Below are 15,737 nucleotides of genomic sequence, written 5' to 3'. Positions count from 1 at the left end.
ACGCAAATTGCAGTAAGGATTCTGGTGCACTCTTTGTGAACGTGAGTTGTTGACGCTCCAAGAGTCCGCACTGAAAGTTGTGCAGGTCTTAGGAGTAACGGACAATATGCTTTTGGGCAAAGTAAAGTGGTTTAACAACGCTAAGGGCTATGGGTTTATCGTTGCCGATGACGGGGTAGATGTATTTGTACACTACTCAGTGATTCAGATGGAAGGGTTCCGAACGCTACGCGAGGGACAGCTGGTCCGTTATGAGGCAACGGAAGGGCCGAAAGGCAGGCTCGCAACCATCGTCATCCCCAAAGTGGAGGATGAAGAAAGCCCGGCTTAGCGCAACAGTTGCGTCCTGCCTCTGTCTACGGACAGGGCAGGACGCAGGTAAGATTCGACGGCTGTGCGTTGCGGAGGACGTGCGAATCGCGTTTTATGTGCCTGTTGGACGATCCTCTGTATCTTCAGAGCCATCTGCTCACTGAGGTACTCCTGCTGTAGAGCGGCTGGGTCGTTTGCTGCAAGGGGGATATCCGCTTTGGCCGTGCGGTTCAGATGGAGCACACCGACCCCATAAAGGGCTAGGTAGCCGAGAATGGCCATGCGCAAGGCTCCGGCAACGAAACGTGGATGGCGCTGACGTGCCCACTCCATAACCAGCAGTGGTCCAATCAGGCAGACGAGCTTAGCAACAATAAAAGCACCTAGTCCCATTTCCCAGAAATGGCGAAAGATGGGGTTAGCCTCCTGTGCGCCGTGTCGTTCTATAAACAGGATGGTGCTGCCGAGATCGGCTAGGCCAATAAGGGCCATGAGCCAGCTTTCGATCGCGAATCGCGTTTTTGATGTCCTCATCTCTAACAATCTCCGCTTGTTGAGCCGTGCATTTGGGATGGAGTGTTGTTGATATTCGGATAGACGACTCGATTCCTGTAGAGTTTGCGGGGTATGTTAAAACGAAAATTCTGCGGATGAAGGAGGCGACATGCCCTTAAAGCTGGAGCATGAGTTCGGCAAATACCTCGATCCCGACTACTGGAAAAACGTTTGGCATCTGCTGGTGAACCGAGGTTTAGAGGCCTTAATTCAAGTTGCCGTACTCATCATCATCTATTTTGTATTGCGTAGCATGCTGTTTCGCGTTGTAGATGGAGGTATGGCGCGGATCGTGCGGCATCATCCGGATGGAGCCGGGCTTGGCCGCATGAAGACCCTACAGGGGTTGGTGCGCAGCATTTTAAGCTATTTGCTTTTTTTCATCTTTGGCGTGTTGATCCTCAAAGCGGTTGGGGTGAACGTAATTCCGTTTATTGAGGCGGCCGGCGTTATTGGGCTGGCAATAGGATTTGGCGCTCAAAAGCTTGTTAGAGATATGATCTCCGGGTTTTTTATCATTGTAGACAACACGTTTATGGTAGGGGAGATGGTAACCATTGCCGGAGTGACCGGGGTGGTGCAGAACATCGGGATGCGTGTTACCCGTCTTGTAGACAATTCGGGCCGCGTCTATATGATCGCCAACGGGGATATAGGCACGGTGACCAACCTCTCCCGTAATCCTATTGTAGATTTTGTGGAGATCAACATAGCCGCTTCAGCTGATTTGCAAAAGGTCATGGAGATTATTGAGGTGGTAGGAAAACAGCTATTCGAGGCACCGGGCAGCGTTCTAAAGCAGGCCCCGACATTGGAGGGAATCACGGCATTCTCTGCGAGTTCAATGACGATTCGGGTAAGTTTGGCTACAGACCCCATTCATCTCTTACAGGAGCAGATGCGTTTACGTCGTGCCTTACGGGAAGCGTTCGTTGAGGCCGGCATCGCTTTGGCTTGAGAGGCGCCCTACTCAGGGGCGCCTCTCGGTTTAGCCGCTATATCTTTTAAGGAGAATAGAGCCGTTGTGCCCGCCGAATCCGAACGAGTTTGAGAGAGCGATGTTCACTTCGGCCGGTCGTGCTTTATTTGGAACGTAGTCTAGATCGCAGTTCGGATCGGGGTACTCGTAGTTGATGGTTGGTGGAATGATGCGATCTCGAATGGCGAGCGCGCAGAAGATGGTCTCAACGGCTCCGGCAGCCCCTACCATGTGAGCGGTCATAGATTTTGTTGAGCTGACCGGGATGTGGTAAGCATGTTCTCCAAAGACCGCTTTAATGGCAAGTGTCTCAATGCGATCGTTTAGCTCGGTCGAGGTGCCATGTGCGTTAATATAGTCTACCTCTTCCGGCTTGATGCCGGCCTCATTGAGCGCGGCGCGCATGCATCGGATAGCCCCGTTGCCGTCGTCTGGCGGCGCTGTAACATGATGGGCGTCGCCAGACATACCGTAGCCGATCACTTCGGCGTAGATTTTGGCGTTGCGGGCTAGGGCCGAATCGAGCGCTTCGAGTACCACGATGCCGGCTCCTTCTCCCATCACGAAGCCATCGCGTTGCGCATCGAATGGACGGCTTGCTCGGGTAGGTTCGTCGTTGCGGGTAGACATGGTTCTCGCAGCACAGAAGCCCGCGATGCTGAGGGGGGTAATGGCCGCCTCGGCTCCCCCTGCGATCACGGCGTCGGCACCGCCGCGTCTGATAAGCTCGAAGGCATCGCCGATGTTATTTAGGCCGGTGGTACAGGCGGTGGTAATGCAGGAGTTTGGCCCTCGGGCGCCGGTCAGTATCGAGACCATGCCGGCCCCCATATTACAGATGATCGCGGGGATAAGAAACGGCGTAATGCGATCGGGGCCACGCTCCAGCAGCGTTTTGTGCCACTCCTCAAGAGTTGCCAGCCCGCCGATGCCGGAGCCGATGTAGACGCCTACACGCTCGCTGTTGTCCGGAGTGATCTCGAGCTTGGCGTCTTCTAGGGCCATACGCGATGCCGCGACCGCAAACTGCACGAATCGGTCAACACGGCGTGCCTCTTTTCGGGACTCGAAGTAGGGCGAAGGATCCCAATCTTTGATTTCGGCGGCTATGCGGGTGCTATAGCCACTAGCATCGAAGAAGGTGATAGGACCCACACCGGAGCAGCCGGACAGGCAGGCTTTCCAGGTGTCTTCTGCAGTAAGCCCGAGAGGGGTTACTGCTCCGACGCCTGTGATCACCACTCGCCTTGGCTCAGTCGGGTTATGAGATGGCGTTTGCATAGCCACTCCTATACAAAGGTTCGCTAAAGTAGGGGCACTTCGAGCGACGGCTCATGAGGCCGCGGCCTTTTTGTCTATATAGTCCACGATATCTTGAACGGTGACGATCTTTTCGGCGTCCTCATCGGGGATATCTATGGTGAATTCGTCCTCAAGACGAAGCACGATCTCTACGACATCTAGGGAGTCAGCTTTCAGGTCATTCACCAAAGAGGCTTCGGGAACGATCTCCTCCTCGCTCACATCGAGCCTCTCAAGAAGCACCTTGCGCACACGATCAAAAGTTGTAGACATGTATCGTCCTCCTAAGTTAAATGTTCTTGTTTAGAAAGCCTCTCTTAAGGGTGAAGGAACCCTCTCTTCAGCCGGTTCCGCGAGAGGCACACCAGGTTATTGTAGCACGTGGCGGGCAGCACAGGTATTCACATGAACAGCCCACCATCCACGGTAATGACCTCCCCATGGATATAGGAAGCGTCGTCCGAGCAGAGAAAGACGGCAACACGTGCGACTTCTCGGCTACCTCCAAATCGCGCCAAGGGAATCTGTTTTAGCGCGGCCTCGCGTTGTTCGGGTTTCAGCACCTCGGTCATTTCGGTTTCGATGAAGCCGGGTGCAATGGCGTTCACGCGAATGTTGCGTGAGCCTAGCTCCTTTGCGAGCGATTTGGTCAGGCCGATCAGGCCGGCTTTTGAGGCGCTATAGTTTGCTTGACCCGGCCCGCCAACTTTACCGATTACGCTGCTGATGTTAACGATGACTCCGCTACGTTGCTTGAGAAAGATGGGAGCTACCGCACGCGAGCAGAGAAAGGCCCCCTTCAGGTTGGTATTCAGCACAGTATCCCAATCTTCTTCGCTCATGCGCATGACGAGCTTATCACGGGTAACCCCTGCATTGTTGATGAGAATATCTACCCTACCGAAGCGTTCGATGGTGCTTTGCACCAGTTTTTCCACCTGAGAAGCATCGGCAACATCCGCCTGTAAGGCCACCGCCTCTTTCCCCGCCTCTAGTAGGGTTTTTACGGTCTCCTCGGCGGATGCGGCATTGCGATTGTAATTGACAACCACTTTTGCGCCTTCGGCAGCGAGTTCAAGGGCGATGGCCTTGCCAATGCCGCGGCTGGCTCCTGTGACGATGGCGACGCGATCGGATAGTTTCATTTTACTCCAAGCTCTGCTAAGTGATCTAACTGTTCTGCAACCTTAGAAAGGCTTTCCGCATCGTAGGCGCTAAGCGCGATAACGTCGGGTGCGATACGTTTCATAAGGCCGGTGAGCACCTCGCCGCTGCCAAGTTCAATAAAGACACGGAAACCATCCTGAACAAGGCGCTGCATGGAAGGTTCCCACAAAACGCTGCCGCTTACCTGCATGGTAAGCCCGGAGATAATGTCTATGGGTTGTTCGACATAGCGAGCGTTGATGTTCGCTATTACCGGAACGGTGGGTTTTCGGAGCGGTACGGCGGCGAGGTCCTTGTAGAGGGCATCACCGGCTTCCACCATGAGCGGTGAATGAAACCCACCCGACACAGCTAAAGGAACGACGCGCTTTACCCCCTGCTCTTTTGCGAGTTGGGAGGCCTTCTCGACGGCAGCAGGCTCACCGGAGATAACGATCTGTCCGGCGCCATTGACATTGGCCACGCTTACGATGCCGGCATCGCGAGCGGCGAGGCAGACCTCTCTAGCCATTTCAAGAGTTGCCCCGAGGAGAGCCGCCATAGTGCCGGGGCGTTTTTGAGAGGCATCGCGCATCAGTTCCCCACGGCGGCGCACAAGTCGAAGGCCCTCTTCAAAAGAGAAGACCTCGGCCACGGCCAGAGCCGCGTATTCACCCACGCTATGGCCTGCGACGGCATCCGGGCGACGGGGGCGGAGGGATTGCAGACAGCGATAGGCAACATAGCTTGTGACGTAGAGAGCGGGCTGGGCGTTTTCGGTGGATTTAAGCACCTCTTCGGGGCCTTCAAAGCAGAGATCGCTTAGTGAGAAGCCGAGAAGGGCATTTGCCTGCTCGAAAAGCGCACGAGCCTCGGAAAAATTCTCGTAAAACGAGCGTCCCATGCCGACTCGTTGTGACCCTTGACCTGGAAAGAGAAAAGCAACCTTACTCATAGCGGTTCTATTTTGCGCTCCATCGGATGATGTTAACCCCCCAGGCAAGCCCGGCCCCAAAGCCGGCAGTTACCACGATCTGCCCTGGTTTGAGGCGCTTTTGTTGCACGGCCTCGGTGAGGGCTATGGGAACCGAAGCCGCGGAGGTATTGCCATAGCGTTCGATGTTGATGAAAACGCGATCTTTAGGAATATGCAGCCGTTCCGCGACGGCCTCCACAATGCGGATATTCGCCTGATGCATAACGAGCCAATCCACCTGGCTGGGGCTTAAGCAGGCCTTTTGAAGCGCCTGCTGAATGGCTTCAGGAATGACCTGAACGGCGAAGCGATAGACCTCTCGGCCCTGCATGACGAGCTTATCTTGGCGGTTTGCGATGAGTTCGGGGGTTAGGGGGCTGCGGGTACCACCATGAGGCAGCCACACCATTTCAAGGCCATCGCCATTGGCACCCAATACGGAGGTAAGAACGCCCTGGCCGCTATCGTTAGGACCTAGAACGGCGGCTCCGGCACCGTCTCCGAAAAGGACGCAGGTGGAGCGGTCGTTCCAGTTAACATGTTTCGAGAGGGCATCGGCCCCGATGAGCAGGATACGTTGGGCAGCATGGCTTTGAATGAAGGCCCCTGCAACCGCCAGACCATAACAGAAGCCGGCGCAGGCGGCGGAGAGGTCGAAAGCCCCGGCCCGGTAAGCGCCTATCTTTCGTTGCACCACACAAGCGGTAGCCGGCCAAATGTAATCTCCGGTGGCGGTGGCGCAGAGAATGAGATCTAGCTCATCGGGGTGGACATTCGCATCGGCAAGCGCGCGTTTGGCAGCCTCTGCAGCAAGATCGGAGGTTGTTGTGTTTTCATCGGCAATGTGGCGTTGACGAATGCCGGTGCGAGAGGTTATCCACTCATCGCTTGTATCCACCATTTGGGCCAAGTCGTCGTTAGTAAGAACTCGCTCAGGCACACACATCCCCAGTCCGAGGATGGCGGCCAAGGGTTGTTTTGTTGGTATCAGGGGACTACTCATCGGGTTTTTCTCATCTTTCCGGTAGATTCCTTAGGTGGCGGGAGGCATTAAGGGCGCTTTGCACACGCGCGAACGGATAACCTCTACGATGTTATGTTCCACCGCTTTTTCTGCGGCCCGACAGGCATTGGCCACAGCATAGTAGGTGGATCGCCCATGTCCTATGATGCAGATTCCGTTGACGCCTAAAAGAGGTGCACCGCCTCTCTCGGCGTAGTCTATACGGGTTCGCAGGCGTCGCATGGCCGGCATGAAGGGGGCGACGAGGGGGCGCATCCAGAGATGTCGTCCTAGCTCCTGTTTAACAAGCGATAGAACCATTTCTGCGACCCCTTCGGCCGTTTTCAGCAGCACATTGCCGGTAAAGCCGTCGCAGATCACCACGTCGGCCAGCCCTTTAAAGAGATCGCGCCCTTCTACGTTACCTACAAACTCAAACGGCGCCTCGACCTGTGATGCGCTCAGAAGCAGTTGATGGGTTCGTTTAACCAGCGTATTGCCTTTATTCATCTCCTCGCCATTGGAGAGAAGCGCCACACGCGGTTTGGGCACGCCAAGCACATGCTCGGCATAGGCGCTGCCCATGAGGGCGAACTCATAGAGGTTGTTGGGGTCACAATCAACCGTCGCGCCGGCATCGAGCAGGATAACGGTGCCGCCTGTTAGGGAGGGGAGGGGAGTGGCAATAGCCGGTCGGTCTATCCCTTTAATACGGCCTAGGGTAAGGAGGCCTACGGCCATGGCGGCACCGGTATTCCCAATGGTAACGAACGCATCGGCCTGTCCTTCATGAACCATGCGGGCGGCGACGACCACCGAGGCGTCGGGCTTTTTGCGCAGCGCCACCGCGGGCTGATCGGTCATCTCGATGACTTCGGAGGCGGGCACGATCTCGAGGTTTTTAGGGTGGTTATGCCACTTTTTTAGCTCTTGTTGAAGCACATCGGGATGGCCTACGAGGTAGAAATGGGATGGCGAATGGAGTGCCGCCTCATAGACCCCACGTGCAACCTCTGCCGGGCCACGGTCTCCCCCCATTGCGTCAACGGCGATTCGCATCGAGTGAGCCATAATGTGGGAGCGTTTCCTGCCTACTTATTCTGGGGTTTATCCGTCATCTCAAAAACGACTCGCCCTCGGTAGCGCCCAGTGGCGGGGTCTACATGATGCAGAAGGGTATAGCTACCAGGTTGCTCGAAGCTGGGAACCATAGCCGGCTTATGTGCCAGCTTATAATGGGTTCGTCTTTTTCGGGTTCTCTGGTTCGAGTGACGTCGTTTTGGTAAAGCCATAAAACACCTCTCTTTCGTATTCTCTGAATTCTTACGCACACAAAAAGAAGAGTCTACCCTAACCAAGGTGCGTCCAAAGCAGGCGCGGTTTTCGTTAGGGCTGCTCTTCCAATAGTTCTCGCAGCCGGGCGAAGGCCGGATGGCCGCCAGGCTCGATCTCCTGCTCGCCACCTAGCCCGGCCAGGGCCTCCTCGGGCCGACGATGGCAAAGGGAGCACACTTCGTTCTGCTGAGGCGGCAAGGGTTGCGTCGGCTGGCTCAGCAGAATGTACTGACGGAGCATTTCCGTGAGGTCGAATACGTTGCCATCAAACAGTTTACCGGCGATGGGGCTTTCGTCCTCTTCAACCACCACGATGTGGGGTAGAGAGCGCGGCCCGGTAGAGATGGATCGTAGTTCGAACTGTTCTTCAATGACGAGCGAGACCGGTTGCTGATAGTAGGTGCAGCAGCGGCTGCAGGGCAACATAACGCATGTATCGCAGCTGCCTCGCAGCAGGAGGGCATCGCCCGTATTGATGAAGTCCAACTGTCCGATGATATCGTCAGTGCATTCGATATCTTCATCTACCAGGGGCGGTTCATGCACCGTGTAGTGGGCGCTTTTCCCCGGTTCTCTTATGATCTCGGAGATATCGAGGCGCATAGGAGTTCTCCGTTATTTTGGGTTAGAGAGCAGTTCTTTTCCCTTTTGCACTTGTAGCAAGGCGCGTTGCAGCACCTCTTCCATGTTATTCAGCACGGTTTTTGCGTACTCATCCGCACCATGTCGGGTGGCTAAGGCATCGTTTTCCGCTTCGAGCCGAAGGGCTTGGGCGCGTTTTTCGGCCTCTTTATAGATGGCGCTTTCTGTGATAAGATGGGCGGCTCGCGCCTCTGCCTCTCTAAGGATTTGGTGTGCCTGTTCACGCGCCTGGTCCAAAATTTTTAGGGCTTCTTTTTCCAGCCGTTTGCGCTCTTCTTCTAGCTCTTGTTGCATTTTAAGGCGCATTTGGGCTAACTCATTCTGTCTCCGCTCTTGTTCCGCCAAAGCGCTCTCTTTGGCTTCTTGCCGGATGCGCTCGGCCTGTTGGCGGGCCTCTTCAAGCAACTGCTCGCGCTGTTTGGCCAAATTGGCGGCGCGTTTCACCTCTTCAGGCAGGTTCGCCCTAATTTTCATCAGGGTTATGTGGAAGCGCTCCTCCGGAAACCCCAAGAGGATGCCCATGGGGCCACGCCGGGCGTGATCCACCATATCCTCAAGCTCCGAGAGCAGTTTGAGGATGTCCATATTTCCTCTTGTGGGGGCCACAAACTGTGGGGCCTCTTCAAGTTGGCGTGCCGCCTGCCGCATAGGTTTAGGCATCTCGTTTTGCGCTGCCGCGCTTGCGGCCTCAGGTGCTGTGGACGGAGTATTTTTCTCGGAGACGTCGCTGGACAATTTCGGGTACCAATCCTTCCACCGACCCGCCGAGGCGGGCGATCTCTTTAACGATGCTCGAGCTTAGATCGGAATAGGGAGCGCCTGTGGGCAAGAAAACCGTTTCAATGGCGCTGTTGAGCCGACGGTTCATCAACGCCATTTGCAGTTCATACTCGAAGTCCGAGACAAAGCGCAGCCCCTTTACGATCACCGTGGCACCGCATTTCAAAGCGTAGTTTACCAGAAGACCATCGAAAGAGTCTACCGTTACACGGGGGAGAGGTGCGCACACCTCTCGCAACATTTCGAGGCGTTCCTCCACCGTAAAGAGAGGGGTTTTCGAACTGTTGCGAGCGACAACCACGCGTACCTCATCGAAAAGTTCGACAGCCCGCTGGATAATATCTAAATGTCCATTGGTAACGGGGTCAAAGCTCCCCGGCACAAGCGCTAAAGTCATAAAGTGCCACTTTTTCTTTATATTGTACTACAAACTCGCAGAAAATGTTAGCTTACGGAGGCGAGTTCGAGGTGGGAGTGCATTCGCTGGAGGGCTTCTCGCAGCGCACGATGCTGAGGATAAGAGAGGGTAGGGTCTTGTTGTACGAGGTCGAGGGCGGCGTTGCGCGTTTCAACCAGGACGTCGCGGTCTGCCAAAAGGTCGGCGATATGGAGGTCAGGCAGGCCACTTTGCCTCGTGCCGAGGAACTCGCCGGGCCCGCGCAGTCGCAGGTCTTCGTCGGCGATGCGAAAGCCATCGCAAGTTTTTACCATGATCTCCATACGCGCCCTTCCTTCGGGGGTTTTGGGGTCTGCAAGCAGGATACAGTAGGAAGGGTACTCTCCACGGCCCACGCGACCGCGCAGCTGATGTAGTTGCGCTAGTCCAAAACGGTCGGCATCCTCGATGATGATGATCGAGGCGTTTGGCACATCTATTCCTACCTCAATAACGGTGGTAGAGACGAGCACGTCAAGCTCGTGAGCTTTGAACTGCAGCATCACCTGTTCCTTTTCCGAAGGAGGCATTTGGCCGTGAAGAAGCCCGACTCTTCGATGGGGATAGACTTTATTGGCGATATAGGCATGCAGCTGTGCGGCGCTTTGTGCCTCTAATTTCTCACTTTCTTCGATAAGCGGGCAGACGATGTAGGCCTGACGGCCTTCCACAAGCAGGCGTTCGGCGGCAGCGTAGACCTGTTCGCGTTTGGAGCGGCTGCGCCAGTGGGTGGTGATGGGTTTTCGCCCCGGAGGCAGTTCGTCGAGCACGGAGACATCGAGGTCTCCATAGAGCGTGAGCGTGAGGGTGCGCGGGATGGGGGTGGCCGTCATCACAAGCACGTGGGGTTGTTCGCCTTTACGGGAGAGCGCTCGGCGCTGAAGCACGCCAAAACGGTGTTGCTCATCTATGATGGCGAGACCGAGTCGGGCAAAGCCGACATCCTCTTGGATGAGCGCGTGGGTTCCAACGGCGATGAGGCTTTCCCCTGTGCGCAGTCTTTCATAAACCTCCTGTTTTTCACGTTTGGAGAGGCTGCCAATGGCCAGTTCCACGCGCAACTGGAGGGGTTCAAGAAGGCGTCGGAGCACGATGGCGTGCTGTTGCGCCAGAATCTCGGTGGGGGCCATGAGGGCCGCCTGATAGCCATTTTGCACGGCCATGAGAATGGCGGCGAGCGCCACCATTGTTTTCCCGCTGCCCACATCGCCCTGAACCAGGCGGTTCATGAGGCGGCCGCTGCTCATGTCGGCAGCGATATCGTGAATGGCTCGTTGCTGTGCTTTGGTAAGAGGAAAAGGGAGGATAGCTTGAAGCGATTGATGCAACTCCTCAAGAGAGATGTGAAAGCGAATGCCCTGTGAATTGGCGTGGAGTTTGTGCCTCTGGAGGGCCAGATAGAGTTGCATAAGGAAAAACTCCTCGAACACGAGACGCCTGCGCGCGGCATCGAGGGCCTCAAAACTGGTGGGATAGTGGATATTTTGCAGTGCCTCGCGCAGCCCCATGAGGCCGTGTTTTTGGCGTAGTTCGAGCGGCAGTGGCTCTTCGATTAGCGGCAAGCATTCGCGCAGCACATGATCGGTGAGACGACGAAGACGGGCTTGGGTTAGGCCTTCGGTAGCCGGGTAGACGGGAGTAATGCGTCCACTCGAAAGGGAGTCGCCGGCTTCATCGAGAGGTTCCCATTCTGGGTTTTGGATTTCGATGATCCAGCCGGAGCGTTTGGTCTGGCCGTAGACCACGACGGGTTGTTTTGCCATGATCAGTTTGCGAAACACCTGCTCCATGTAGGGCTGATTGAACCAGACAAGCGCGATGGCCGCGCCCTGATCGTCGAGAAGAGCCTTTGTGAGAGATAGCCCAGGTCGCGGATGGGTGGTGCTGACAGAGAGAGGCAGCCCGCAGAGCGTAACAAACTCGCCCCCACGCAGTTGCGCGGCGTGGGCAAATAGGGTTCTATCCTCCCATCTTCGAGGGTAATGATGCAGAAGGTCATTCACCTTCTGGAGGTTTAGTTTTGCCAGCCGTTGAGCTATGTGTGGCCCCACACCTTTCACATATTGGAGGGGCGTATCGAGGGTAAGGGGCACCGTTGGTTTCTCGGGCATGACTGTGGCTCATCTCTCCATGTTACGGCTCTCGGCAGGATATTGTAACAAAGTGCGTGATGGGCTGTCAATTTTGGAACTGCGTCTAGACGTTGACGCATAGTGAGGCTTAAATGGACAGTACGCTATTGAGAACGGTGTCTTAAGTGCTGGAGGTGTCAGTTGCGCGCGCCTTTGGGTAGACGTTGCCGAGAGATGGTAAGCGCGATGCCAGAAAAGACGAGCAGCGCACCAAGCAGCGTGTTAGCGTGAAGCGCCTCTCCGCGTAAGAAATGGCCGTACAAAGGGCCGAGTAGAGGTTGGAGAAGAATGAACACCCCCATTTGGGAGATGGCATGGCGGGAAAGAAGGCGATACCAGATGCCGTAGCAGAACACCGAGCAGACAAGGCTGAGGAAGGCCAGAGCGCCCAGAGGGCGAAGAGAGACCCCATGAGGATGATGAAACCACTCCCATAGGGCAAGTGGGAGCATAAGCACGGCTCCGATAAGCATTTCATAGGCCACCACAAGAAGACCCGGGTAGCGCGTGGCCAATCGTTTCGCCGGCACGCTAACGCAGCACTCGCAAGCAAGACCGGCCAGAGCCAACCAGTCGCCCAATGCACGGCCGGCGATAAGCCAGATGCCGGTAACGCCCACTAAAAAACCCATCCATTGCAGCCAGCTGAGCCGTTCCTGGAGGAAGAGATAGCCGAACAGGGCAATGAGAATCGGTTCACATGCAAACAGCAGCGAAGCATCGGTAGCTGTGGTGCGCTGAAGGCCGAAGTAGAAGATACCGTAAGTTGCGGTAATGCCCACTCCGCCGAGCGCCAGGAAAAGCCGGCGATCTTCTGGGGCGATAGGGGGCACCCGGCGTCGTAAGCGTGCCAGTAAAAGAAGAATTAGCCCTGCCGGGAGGAAGCGAACGAACGTAAGGGTGAACGGCCCGAAGGCCATGAGCGCCGTTTTGGAGGCCACCGAGGAGGCGCCCCAAAGGATGTTGATGAGGGCCAGCTGCAGAATGGCGTTCAGCCGTATCTCATGCGATTGGCCCTCTACGGGTTGTGTAGCGGAGGCGGCGCTCACTCTGAAAGCCCTTGTGTTGTGGAGATGAACGGTAAGGGCACAACAACGGCCACTTTCTGCGATGCGCCCACATGCAAGCGGGTATTCGGCTGAGCGAATTCATGTCGGACAAACGCGAGGGCGATGGGGCGATTGTCCATGGCGGGCGAAGAGGTGGCGACTGAGGTAATGCGGCCAACCTCACGGGCAGGCTCTTGCAAGGGATAGAGGGTTTCGCCGCGCTCGGGAATTTCGTTTGGAGAGAATACGAGGCCGGCAAGGCCCCGATTTGTATGGCCTCTTGATTCGATGCGGGCCATGATCTCCTGCCCTACATAGCACCCTTTTGTAAGGCTGATATGCGTTTGTCGAAGATTGGCCTCTAAGGCGATAACGCTCTCATCAAGCTCCGCACCATATTTCGGGATGCCGGCTTCGATGCGCAACAACTCGATGGTCGGCTCATCTAGAATGGGGATGGCAAGAGAATGAAGCACGGTGTCGCGTGTCTCGCGAGGCAGGTAGATGTCGAAACCTCCACTACCGGTATGGTCGGCTTCGACAATGACGCACGGCCCCAGATGGAGTTGTTGAATCTGTTGAGCGGCCGCAGGGCCTTGAAGAGAGAGACATGCCAGTTGAGAGGTTACATCGTTGAGTTCAACGTCTTCTGTGATGAGGAAACGGTCGAGCAGGCGGCCGATCTTCTCTTTATTTTCGCGCGGCATGTCAAGCAGGATGCAGGTGGGTAAAGCGGGCAGTTGCCCCTTGGCGATAGCGATAAGCGCCAAGTCGGTAAGCACATGGCCGGTTGGGTTTAGGATGCAGGCTTGTAGGCGTTTAACGCCCTGCTCTAGGAGGCGCACATCGTTGCTTACCATTCCCTGAAGCCACGAAAAGCGGTCGAGGCCGCTCACGCTTAGTAGGCCGATCTGTTCGGTTCTATCTATCCAGGCGGCGTGTTGCCGCGCGGCGCGGTAGCCTTCTAAACTCTGTATTTTCATTCCACTCGTCCTCAATATTCATGATACCTGAAGGGGCGCATTTACGTCTGTATGTAGAATCCGCAGGAATCGCGTCGAATGGAGTGGTTTTATTCGCTAGCTATCAAGAGAGCACAATGCTTTACACGAACTTTTTGTAGGTTTTGGGAATTTTTTTTCATCGAAAACTGTCTTGATAGATAGGAGTAGATCACTCCTCTATCGGCGGCCCGAAAGGAAATAAAAAAGGAGCTCAAAAAGCGATGGCTGTCACACTTGGACAATTAACCGACATCTTTAAAGAGGCGAATGCCGCTGTGTTCACCGATAACGAGAAGATGCTGCTCTATCCTTTCGTGCATCAGAACCAGCAGATGCTCGTTTACATCACGTTGGCAGAGGATGGGGAGTATGTGCGTTTCATTATTCCCTGTTACCTGAATTTAAATGTGGCTCGTAATCGCGAGGCGTTGCTGATGAAGTTGATGGAACAGAATCGTACTCTCAAATTGCTGAAGTTCGGTGTAGACCCGGAAGATGGGGAGATTACGGTAAGCATCGAACTGCCCGTGGAGGATAGCCCCCTTACGGCAGGCCAGGTGCACCGCTGCATGTACACGCTCACTCATGTAGCCATGAACGAGCGGGAGCGTCTGCTTTCTTTAATTCAGACGGGCATCTACCCCGACAGTCGAAACGAGGAGTTCCAAACGATAGTGAGCAATCTATTATCGGGCGATGAGGAGACGGAAAAGGAGCACGATTCGGAAACGGAGGAGACCGATTGGCTCGATGATACCGATGAAGACGCTGACTCTGAAGAGTGATACGGTACATCTGGGTTGTTTTGGTGCGGTCGAGAACAGGATGGCTGTTCTCGACCGTATTTGCATGCGGATAAGGATAGCTTCCTGATTTTTAAAGTTTGGGCAGTGGCCTCTGCAATTGACAAGGAGGGCCATTTTGCTTATACTAAGGGGAGAGGAATAGGGCGGCATCACGCAGGCCGCACCGTTTCGTTAGAGAAGTTTGGTTGGAGAGAGATTCGCCAGGAGGTGAGATTATGAGCAAAGGCTCTAACAACTGGGGTGGTTATGTCGCGTGCTTCATGTTGGGTGCTGTGACGGGAGCAGCCATTGCGCTGCTTTTCGCGCCACAGGAGGGGGCCGAGACTCGAAAGCAGCTTGCCCAAAAGGCTAACGAACTAAAGAGCAAGGCATCGGATAAAGCTGTTGAACTGAAGAGCAAAGCCTCCGATCTGAAGGAAAAGGCGAGTGGTTACTCCACCGAAGTGGCCAAGACCGCCAAAGAGCGCTGGGGGAACTTAGTGGAGAACGTCGCTTCCTCCGCACAGGAGGTGAAGCAGCGCATCCAAAGTGCGGTGGTCAAAGATGGCAGTAGCTCGACATCTGCCGAATCTCAGCCATCGCTTGAATCGCAAGAAGAGGCATAAGCCCTTTGGTGGTTTTGTAGAGAAGGGGGCTGGGCGCAAACGCCCAGCCCCCCTTTTGTCGTGAGGCTCCTAAGCCAAAGGATGTTGTCTATAATCTTCGCAGCAAGTCGCTTAAAGAATACCAGAAGCATTGTCTACTCTATCGCCTCATCATACCGCAGCAAAAGACGCCACTCCCCCGTCTCTCTGTTGAGACCATACACATAATGCTCATTCCATGCATAGACATAACCGTCCTCCCCAAACACAAAATCCCCTATCCCATGCATCGCCTCACCCTTCCCATACTCCGCCTTCCCCTTATAATACGGCAAACGATACACTATCTCCCCCTCCTCTCTCCCCACTTCCCAACGATAAATCACACGACCCTGTGTCCCATAAATCCGCCCGTCCGTACCCAGAAACCATGACCAGCTATGATAATCCCTCCAACTCACCGGCTCCTCCCCAAGCACAAAAACCACCCGCTCCCAACGACGCTCCTTCACCCAATAACGATAGACCTTCTGCTCCTGCACAGAACCCGATGGCGTGCCCTCCGAGGAAGAGGAATCTGCTGCCCTCTCCTGGCCAAACAGATTAACAAACCGATTAAAAGGATAGTACAAGGCGCCCTGTGGGTGCCATAACAGACTGGCACCTCCTACTATGTCCGAAGAGTAGGTTGTAGGG

General features: G+C 55.2%; 19 protein-coding genes. 4 read left to right on the top strand and 15 right to left on the bottom strand.

All coding sequences use genetic code 11. From position 1 onward, the window contains the following. Positions 1 to 106 precede the first annotated feature (106 nt). Positions 107 to 331 carry a cold-shock protein gene (locus tag VKV18_RS01980; RefSeq protein ID WP_324202553.1) on the top strand — a complete coding sequence of 75 codons (225 nt, stop codon included), beginning with the start codon at positions 107 to 109 and terminating at the stop codon, positions 329 to 331. Here the strand turns inward: VKV18_RS01980 and VKV18_RS01975 are convergent. Further along, positions 328 to 846, bottom strand: a complete 519-nt coding sequence (locus tag VKV18_RS01975; protein WP_324202552.1) for a DUF5658 family protein — start codon at positions 844 to 846, stop codon at positions 328 to 330. The two genes, VKV18_RS01980 and VKV18_RS01975, sit on opposite strands and share 4 nt — an antisense overlap. A gap of 130 nt (positions 847 to 976) precedes the next feature. Here VKV18_RS01975 and VKV18_RS01970 point away from each other — a divergent pair, with 130 nt between their 5' ends. After that, positions 977 to 1,825, top strand: coding sequence for a mechanosensitive ion channel family protein (locus VKV18_RS01970; RefSeq protein ID WP_324202551.1), 849 nt, complete (start codon positions 977 to 979; stop codon positions 1,823 to 1,825). Positions 1,826 to 1,855: 30 nt separating this feature from the next. On the opposite strand, the gene fabF is transcribed toward VKV18_RS01970, so the two are convergent. The 13 genes from fabF to VKV18_RS01905 all read right to left on the bottom strand — a co-directional run bounded on the left by fabF (position 1,856) and on the right by VKV18_RS01905 (position 13,630). Continuing rightward, entirely contained in the window at positions 1,856 to 3,127 is a 1,272-nt protein-coding gene (gene fabF / locus VKV18_RS01965) for a beta-ketoacyl-ACP synthase II (protein ID WP_324202550.1), read from the bottom strand. Positions 3,128 to 3,178: 51 nt separating this feature from the next. Beyond that, positions 3,179 to 3,421 (bottom strand): acyl carrier protein, encoded by a 243-nt coding sequence (gene acpP, locus VKV18_RS01960; protein WP_324202549.1) that lies wholly within the window; start codon positions 3,419 to 3,421, stop codon positions 3,179 to 3,181. 128 nt (positions 3,422 to 3,549) lie between these two features. Next, positions 3,550 to 4,293: a 3-oxoacyl-[acyl-carrier-protein] reductase gene (gene fabG, locus VKV18_RS01955; protein WP_324202548.1), complete on the bottom strand. Its 744-nt coding sequence runs from the start codon at positions 4,291 to 4,293 to the stop codon at positions 3,550 to 3,552. Further along, positions 4,290 to 5,249 carry an ACP S-malonyltransferase gene (fabD, locus tag VKV18_RS01950; RefSeq protein WP_324202547.1) on the bottom strand — a complete coding sequence of 320 codons (960 nt, stop codon included), beginning with the start codon at positions 5,247 to 5,249 and terminating at the stop codon, positions 4,290 to 4,292. Before fabD ends, fabG begins: the two co-directional genes overlap by 4 nt. 7 nt (positions 5,250 to 5,256) lie before the next feature. Beyond that, complete coding sequence (locus VKV18_RS01945) at positions 5,257 to 6,273, bottom strand: beta-ketoacyl-ACP synthase III (protein WP_324202546.1); 1,017 nt, start codon at positions 6,271 to 6,273, stop codon at positions 5,257 to 5,259. Positions 6,274 to 6,303: 30 nt separating this feature from the next. Further along, on the bottom strand, positions 6,304 to 7,344 hold the full coding sequence (plsX, locus tag VKV18_RS01940) for a phosphate acyltransferase PlsX (RefSeq protein ID WP_324202545.1): 1,041 nt from the start codon (positions 7,342 to 7,344) through the stop codon (positions 6,304 to 6,306). A gap of 20 nt (positions 7,345 to 7,364) precedes the next feature. After that, positions 7,365 to 7,565, bottom strand: a complete 201-nt coding sequence (gene rpmF / locus VKV18_RS01935) for a 50S ribosomal protein L32 (RefSeq protein WP_324202544.1) — start codon at positions 7,563 to 7,565, stop codon at positions 7,365 to 7,367. A gap of 94 nt (positions 7,566 to 7,659) precedes the next feature. Then, positions 7,660 to 8,211: a YceD family protein gene (locus tag VKV18_RS01930; protein ID WP_324202543.1), complete on the bottom strand. Its 552-nt coding sequence runs from the start codon at positions 8,209 to 8,211 to the stop codon at positions 7,660 to 7,662. Between the two features lie 12 nt (positions 8,212 to 8,223). After that, positions 8,224 to 8,910 carry a hypothetical protein gene (locus VKV18_RS01925; protein ID WP_324202542.1) on the bottom strand — a complete coding sequence of 229 codons (687 nt, stop codon included), beginning with the start codon at positions 8,908 to 8,910 and terminating at the stop codon, positions 8,224 to 8,226. Between the two features lie 28 nt (positions 8,911 to 8,938). Next, positions 8,939 to 9,427 carry a pantetheine-phosphate adenylyltransferase gene (coaD, locus tag VKV18_RS01920; RefSeq protein WP_324202541.1) on the bottom strand — a complete coding sequence of 163 codons (489 nt, stop codon included), beginning with the start codon at positions 9,425 to 9,427 and terminating at the stop codon, positions 8,939 to 8,941. 47 nt (positions 9,428 to 9,474) lie between these two features. Beyond that, complete coding sequence (gene recG, locus VKV18_RS01915) at positions 9,475 to 11,577, bottom strand: ATP-dependent DNA helicase RecG (RefSeq protein WP_324202540.1); 2,103 nt, start codon at positions 11,575 to 11,577, stop codon at positions 9,475 to 9,477. A gap of 158 nt (positions 11,578 to 11,735) precedes the next feature. After that, entirely contained in the window at positions 11,736 to 12,647 is a 912-nt protein-coding gene (locus tag VKV18_RS01910; protein WP_324202539.1) for a DMT family transporter, read from the bottom strand. Next, positions 12,644 to 13,630: a YgfZ/GcvT domain-containing protein gene (locus VKV18_RS01905; protein ID WP_324202538.1), complete on the bottom strand. Its 987-nt coding sequence runs from the start codon at positions 13,628 to 13,630 to the stop codon at positions 12,644 to 12,646. The genes VKV18_RS01910 and VKV18_RS01905 overlap by 4 nt, the downstream gene beginning before the upstream one ends. 242 nt (positions 13,631 to 13,872) lie before the next feature. Here VKV18_RS01905 and VKV18_RS01900 point away from each other — a divergent pair, with 242 nt between their 5' ends. Next, complete coding sequence (locus VKV18_RS01900) at positions 13,873 to 14,436, top strand: YbjN domain-containing protein (RefSeq protein ID WP_324202537.1); 564 nt, start codon at positions 13,873 to 13,875, stop codon at positions 14,434 to 14,436. 236 nt (positions 14,437 to 14,672) lie between these two features. Beyond that, positions 14,673 to 15,062 (top strand): YtxH domain-containing protein, encoded by a 390-nt coding sequence (locus VKV18_RS01895; protein ID WP_324202536.1) that lies wholly within the window; start codon positions 14,673 to 14,675, stop codon positions 15,060 to 15,062. A 134-nt stretch (positions 15,063 to 15,196) separates the two neighbouring features. Here VKV18_RS01895 and VKV18_RS01890 read toward each other — a convergent pair. Then, positions 15,197 to 15,737: hypothetical protein (locus VKV18_RS01890; RefSeq protein ID WP_324202535.1), on the bottom strand; the 541-nt coding region annotated here is incomplete at its 5' end.

The sequence above is a fragment of the Chthonomonas sp. genome (assembly GCF_035294505.1).
Classification (GTDB): domain Bacteria; phylum Armatimonadota; class Chthonomonadetes; order Chthonomonadales; family Chthonomonadaceae; genus Chthonomonas.
The sequence above is the reverse complement of the archived record's forward strand: the minus strand, read 5'-3'. Positions and strand labels throughout refer to the sequence as shown.

Excerpts from the sequence above, each read along its gene's own strand:
- fabF (WP_324202550.1), bottom strand. The coding sequence starts at position 3,127 with ATGCAAACGCCATCTCATAACCCGACTGAGCCAAGGCGAGTGGTGATC.
- recG (WP_324202540.1), bottom strand. The coding sequence starts at position 11,577 with ATGCCCGAGAAACCAACGGTGCCCCTTACCCTCGATACGCCCCTCCAA.
- acpP (WP_324202549.1), bottom strand. The coding sequence starts at position 3,421 with ATGTCTACAACTTTTGATCGTGTGCGCAAGGTGCTTCTTGAGAGGCTC.
- VKV18_RS01895 (WP_324202536.1), top strand. The coding sequence starts at position 14,673 with ATGAGCAAAGGCTCTAACAACTGGGGTGGTTATGTCGCGTGCTTCATG.
- VKV18_RS01970 (WP_324202551.1), top strand. The coding sequence starts at position 977 with ATGCCCTTAAAGCTGGAGCATGAGTTCGGCAAATACCTCGATCCCGAC.
- VKV18_RS01925 (WP_324202542.1), bottom strand. The coding sequence starts at position 8,910 with ATGCCTAAACCTATGCGGCAGGCGGCACGCCAACTTGAAGAGGCCCCA.
- VKV18_RS01905 (WP_324202538.1), bottom strand. The coding sequence starts at position 13,630 with ATGAAAATACAGAGTTTAGAAGGCTACCGCGCCGCGCGGCAACACGCC.
- VKV18_RS01930 (WP_324202543.1), bottom strand. The coding sequence starts at position 8,211 with ATGCGCCTCGATATCTCCGAGATCATAAGAGAACCGGGGAAAAGCGCC.
- rpmF (WP_324202544.1), bottom strand. The coding sequence starts at position 7,565 with ATGGCTTTACCAAAACGACGTCACTCGAACCAGAGAACCCGAAAAAGA.
- VKV18_RS01975 (WP_324202552.1), bottom strand. The coding sequence starts at position 846 with ATGAGGACATCAAAAACGCGATTCGCGATCGAAAGCTGGCTCATGGCC.
- coaD (WP_324202541.1), bottom strand. The coding sequence starts at position 9,427 with ATGACTTTAGCGCTTGTGCCGGGGAGCTTTGACCCCGTTACCAATGGA.
- VKV18_RS01900 (WP_324202537.1), top strand. The coding sequence starts at position 13,873 with ATGGCTGTCACACTTGGACAATTAACCGACATCTTTAAAGAGGCGAAT.
- VKV18_RS01945 (WP_324202546.1), bottom strand. The coding sequence starts at position 6,273 with ATGAGTAGTCCCCTGATACCAACAAAACAACCCTTGGCCGCCATCCTC.
- plsX (WP_324202545.1), bottom strand. The coding sequence starts at position 7,344 with ATGGCTCACTCGATGCGAATCGCCGTTGACGCAATGGGGGGAGACCGT.
- VKV18_RS01980 (WP_324202553.1), top strand. The coding sequence starts at position 107 with ATGCTTTTGGGCAAAGTAAAGTGGTTTAACAACGCTAAGGGCTATGGG.
- fabD (WP_324202547.1), bottom strand. The coding sequence starts at position 5,249 with ATGAGTAAGGTTGCTTTTCTCTTTCCAGGTCAAGGGTCACAACGAGTC.
- fabG (WP_324202548.1), bottom strand. The coding sequence starts at position 4,293 with ATGAAACTATCCGATCGCGTCGCCATCGTCACAGGAGCCAGCCGCGGC.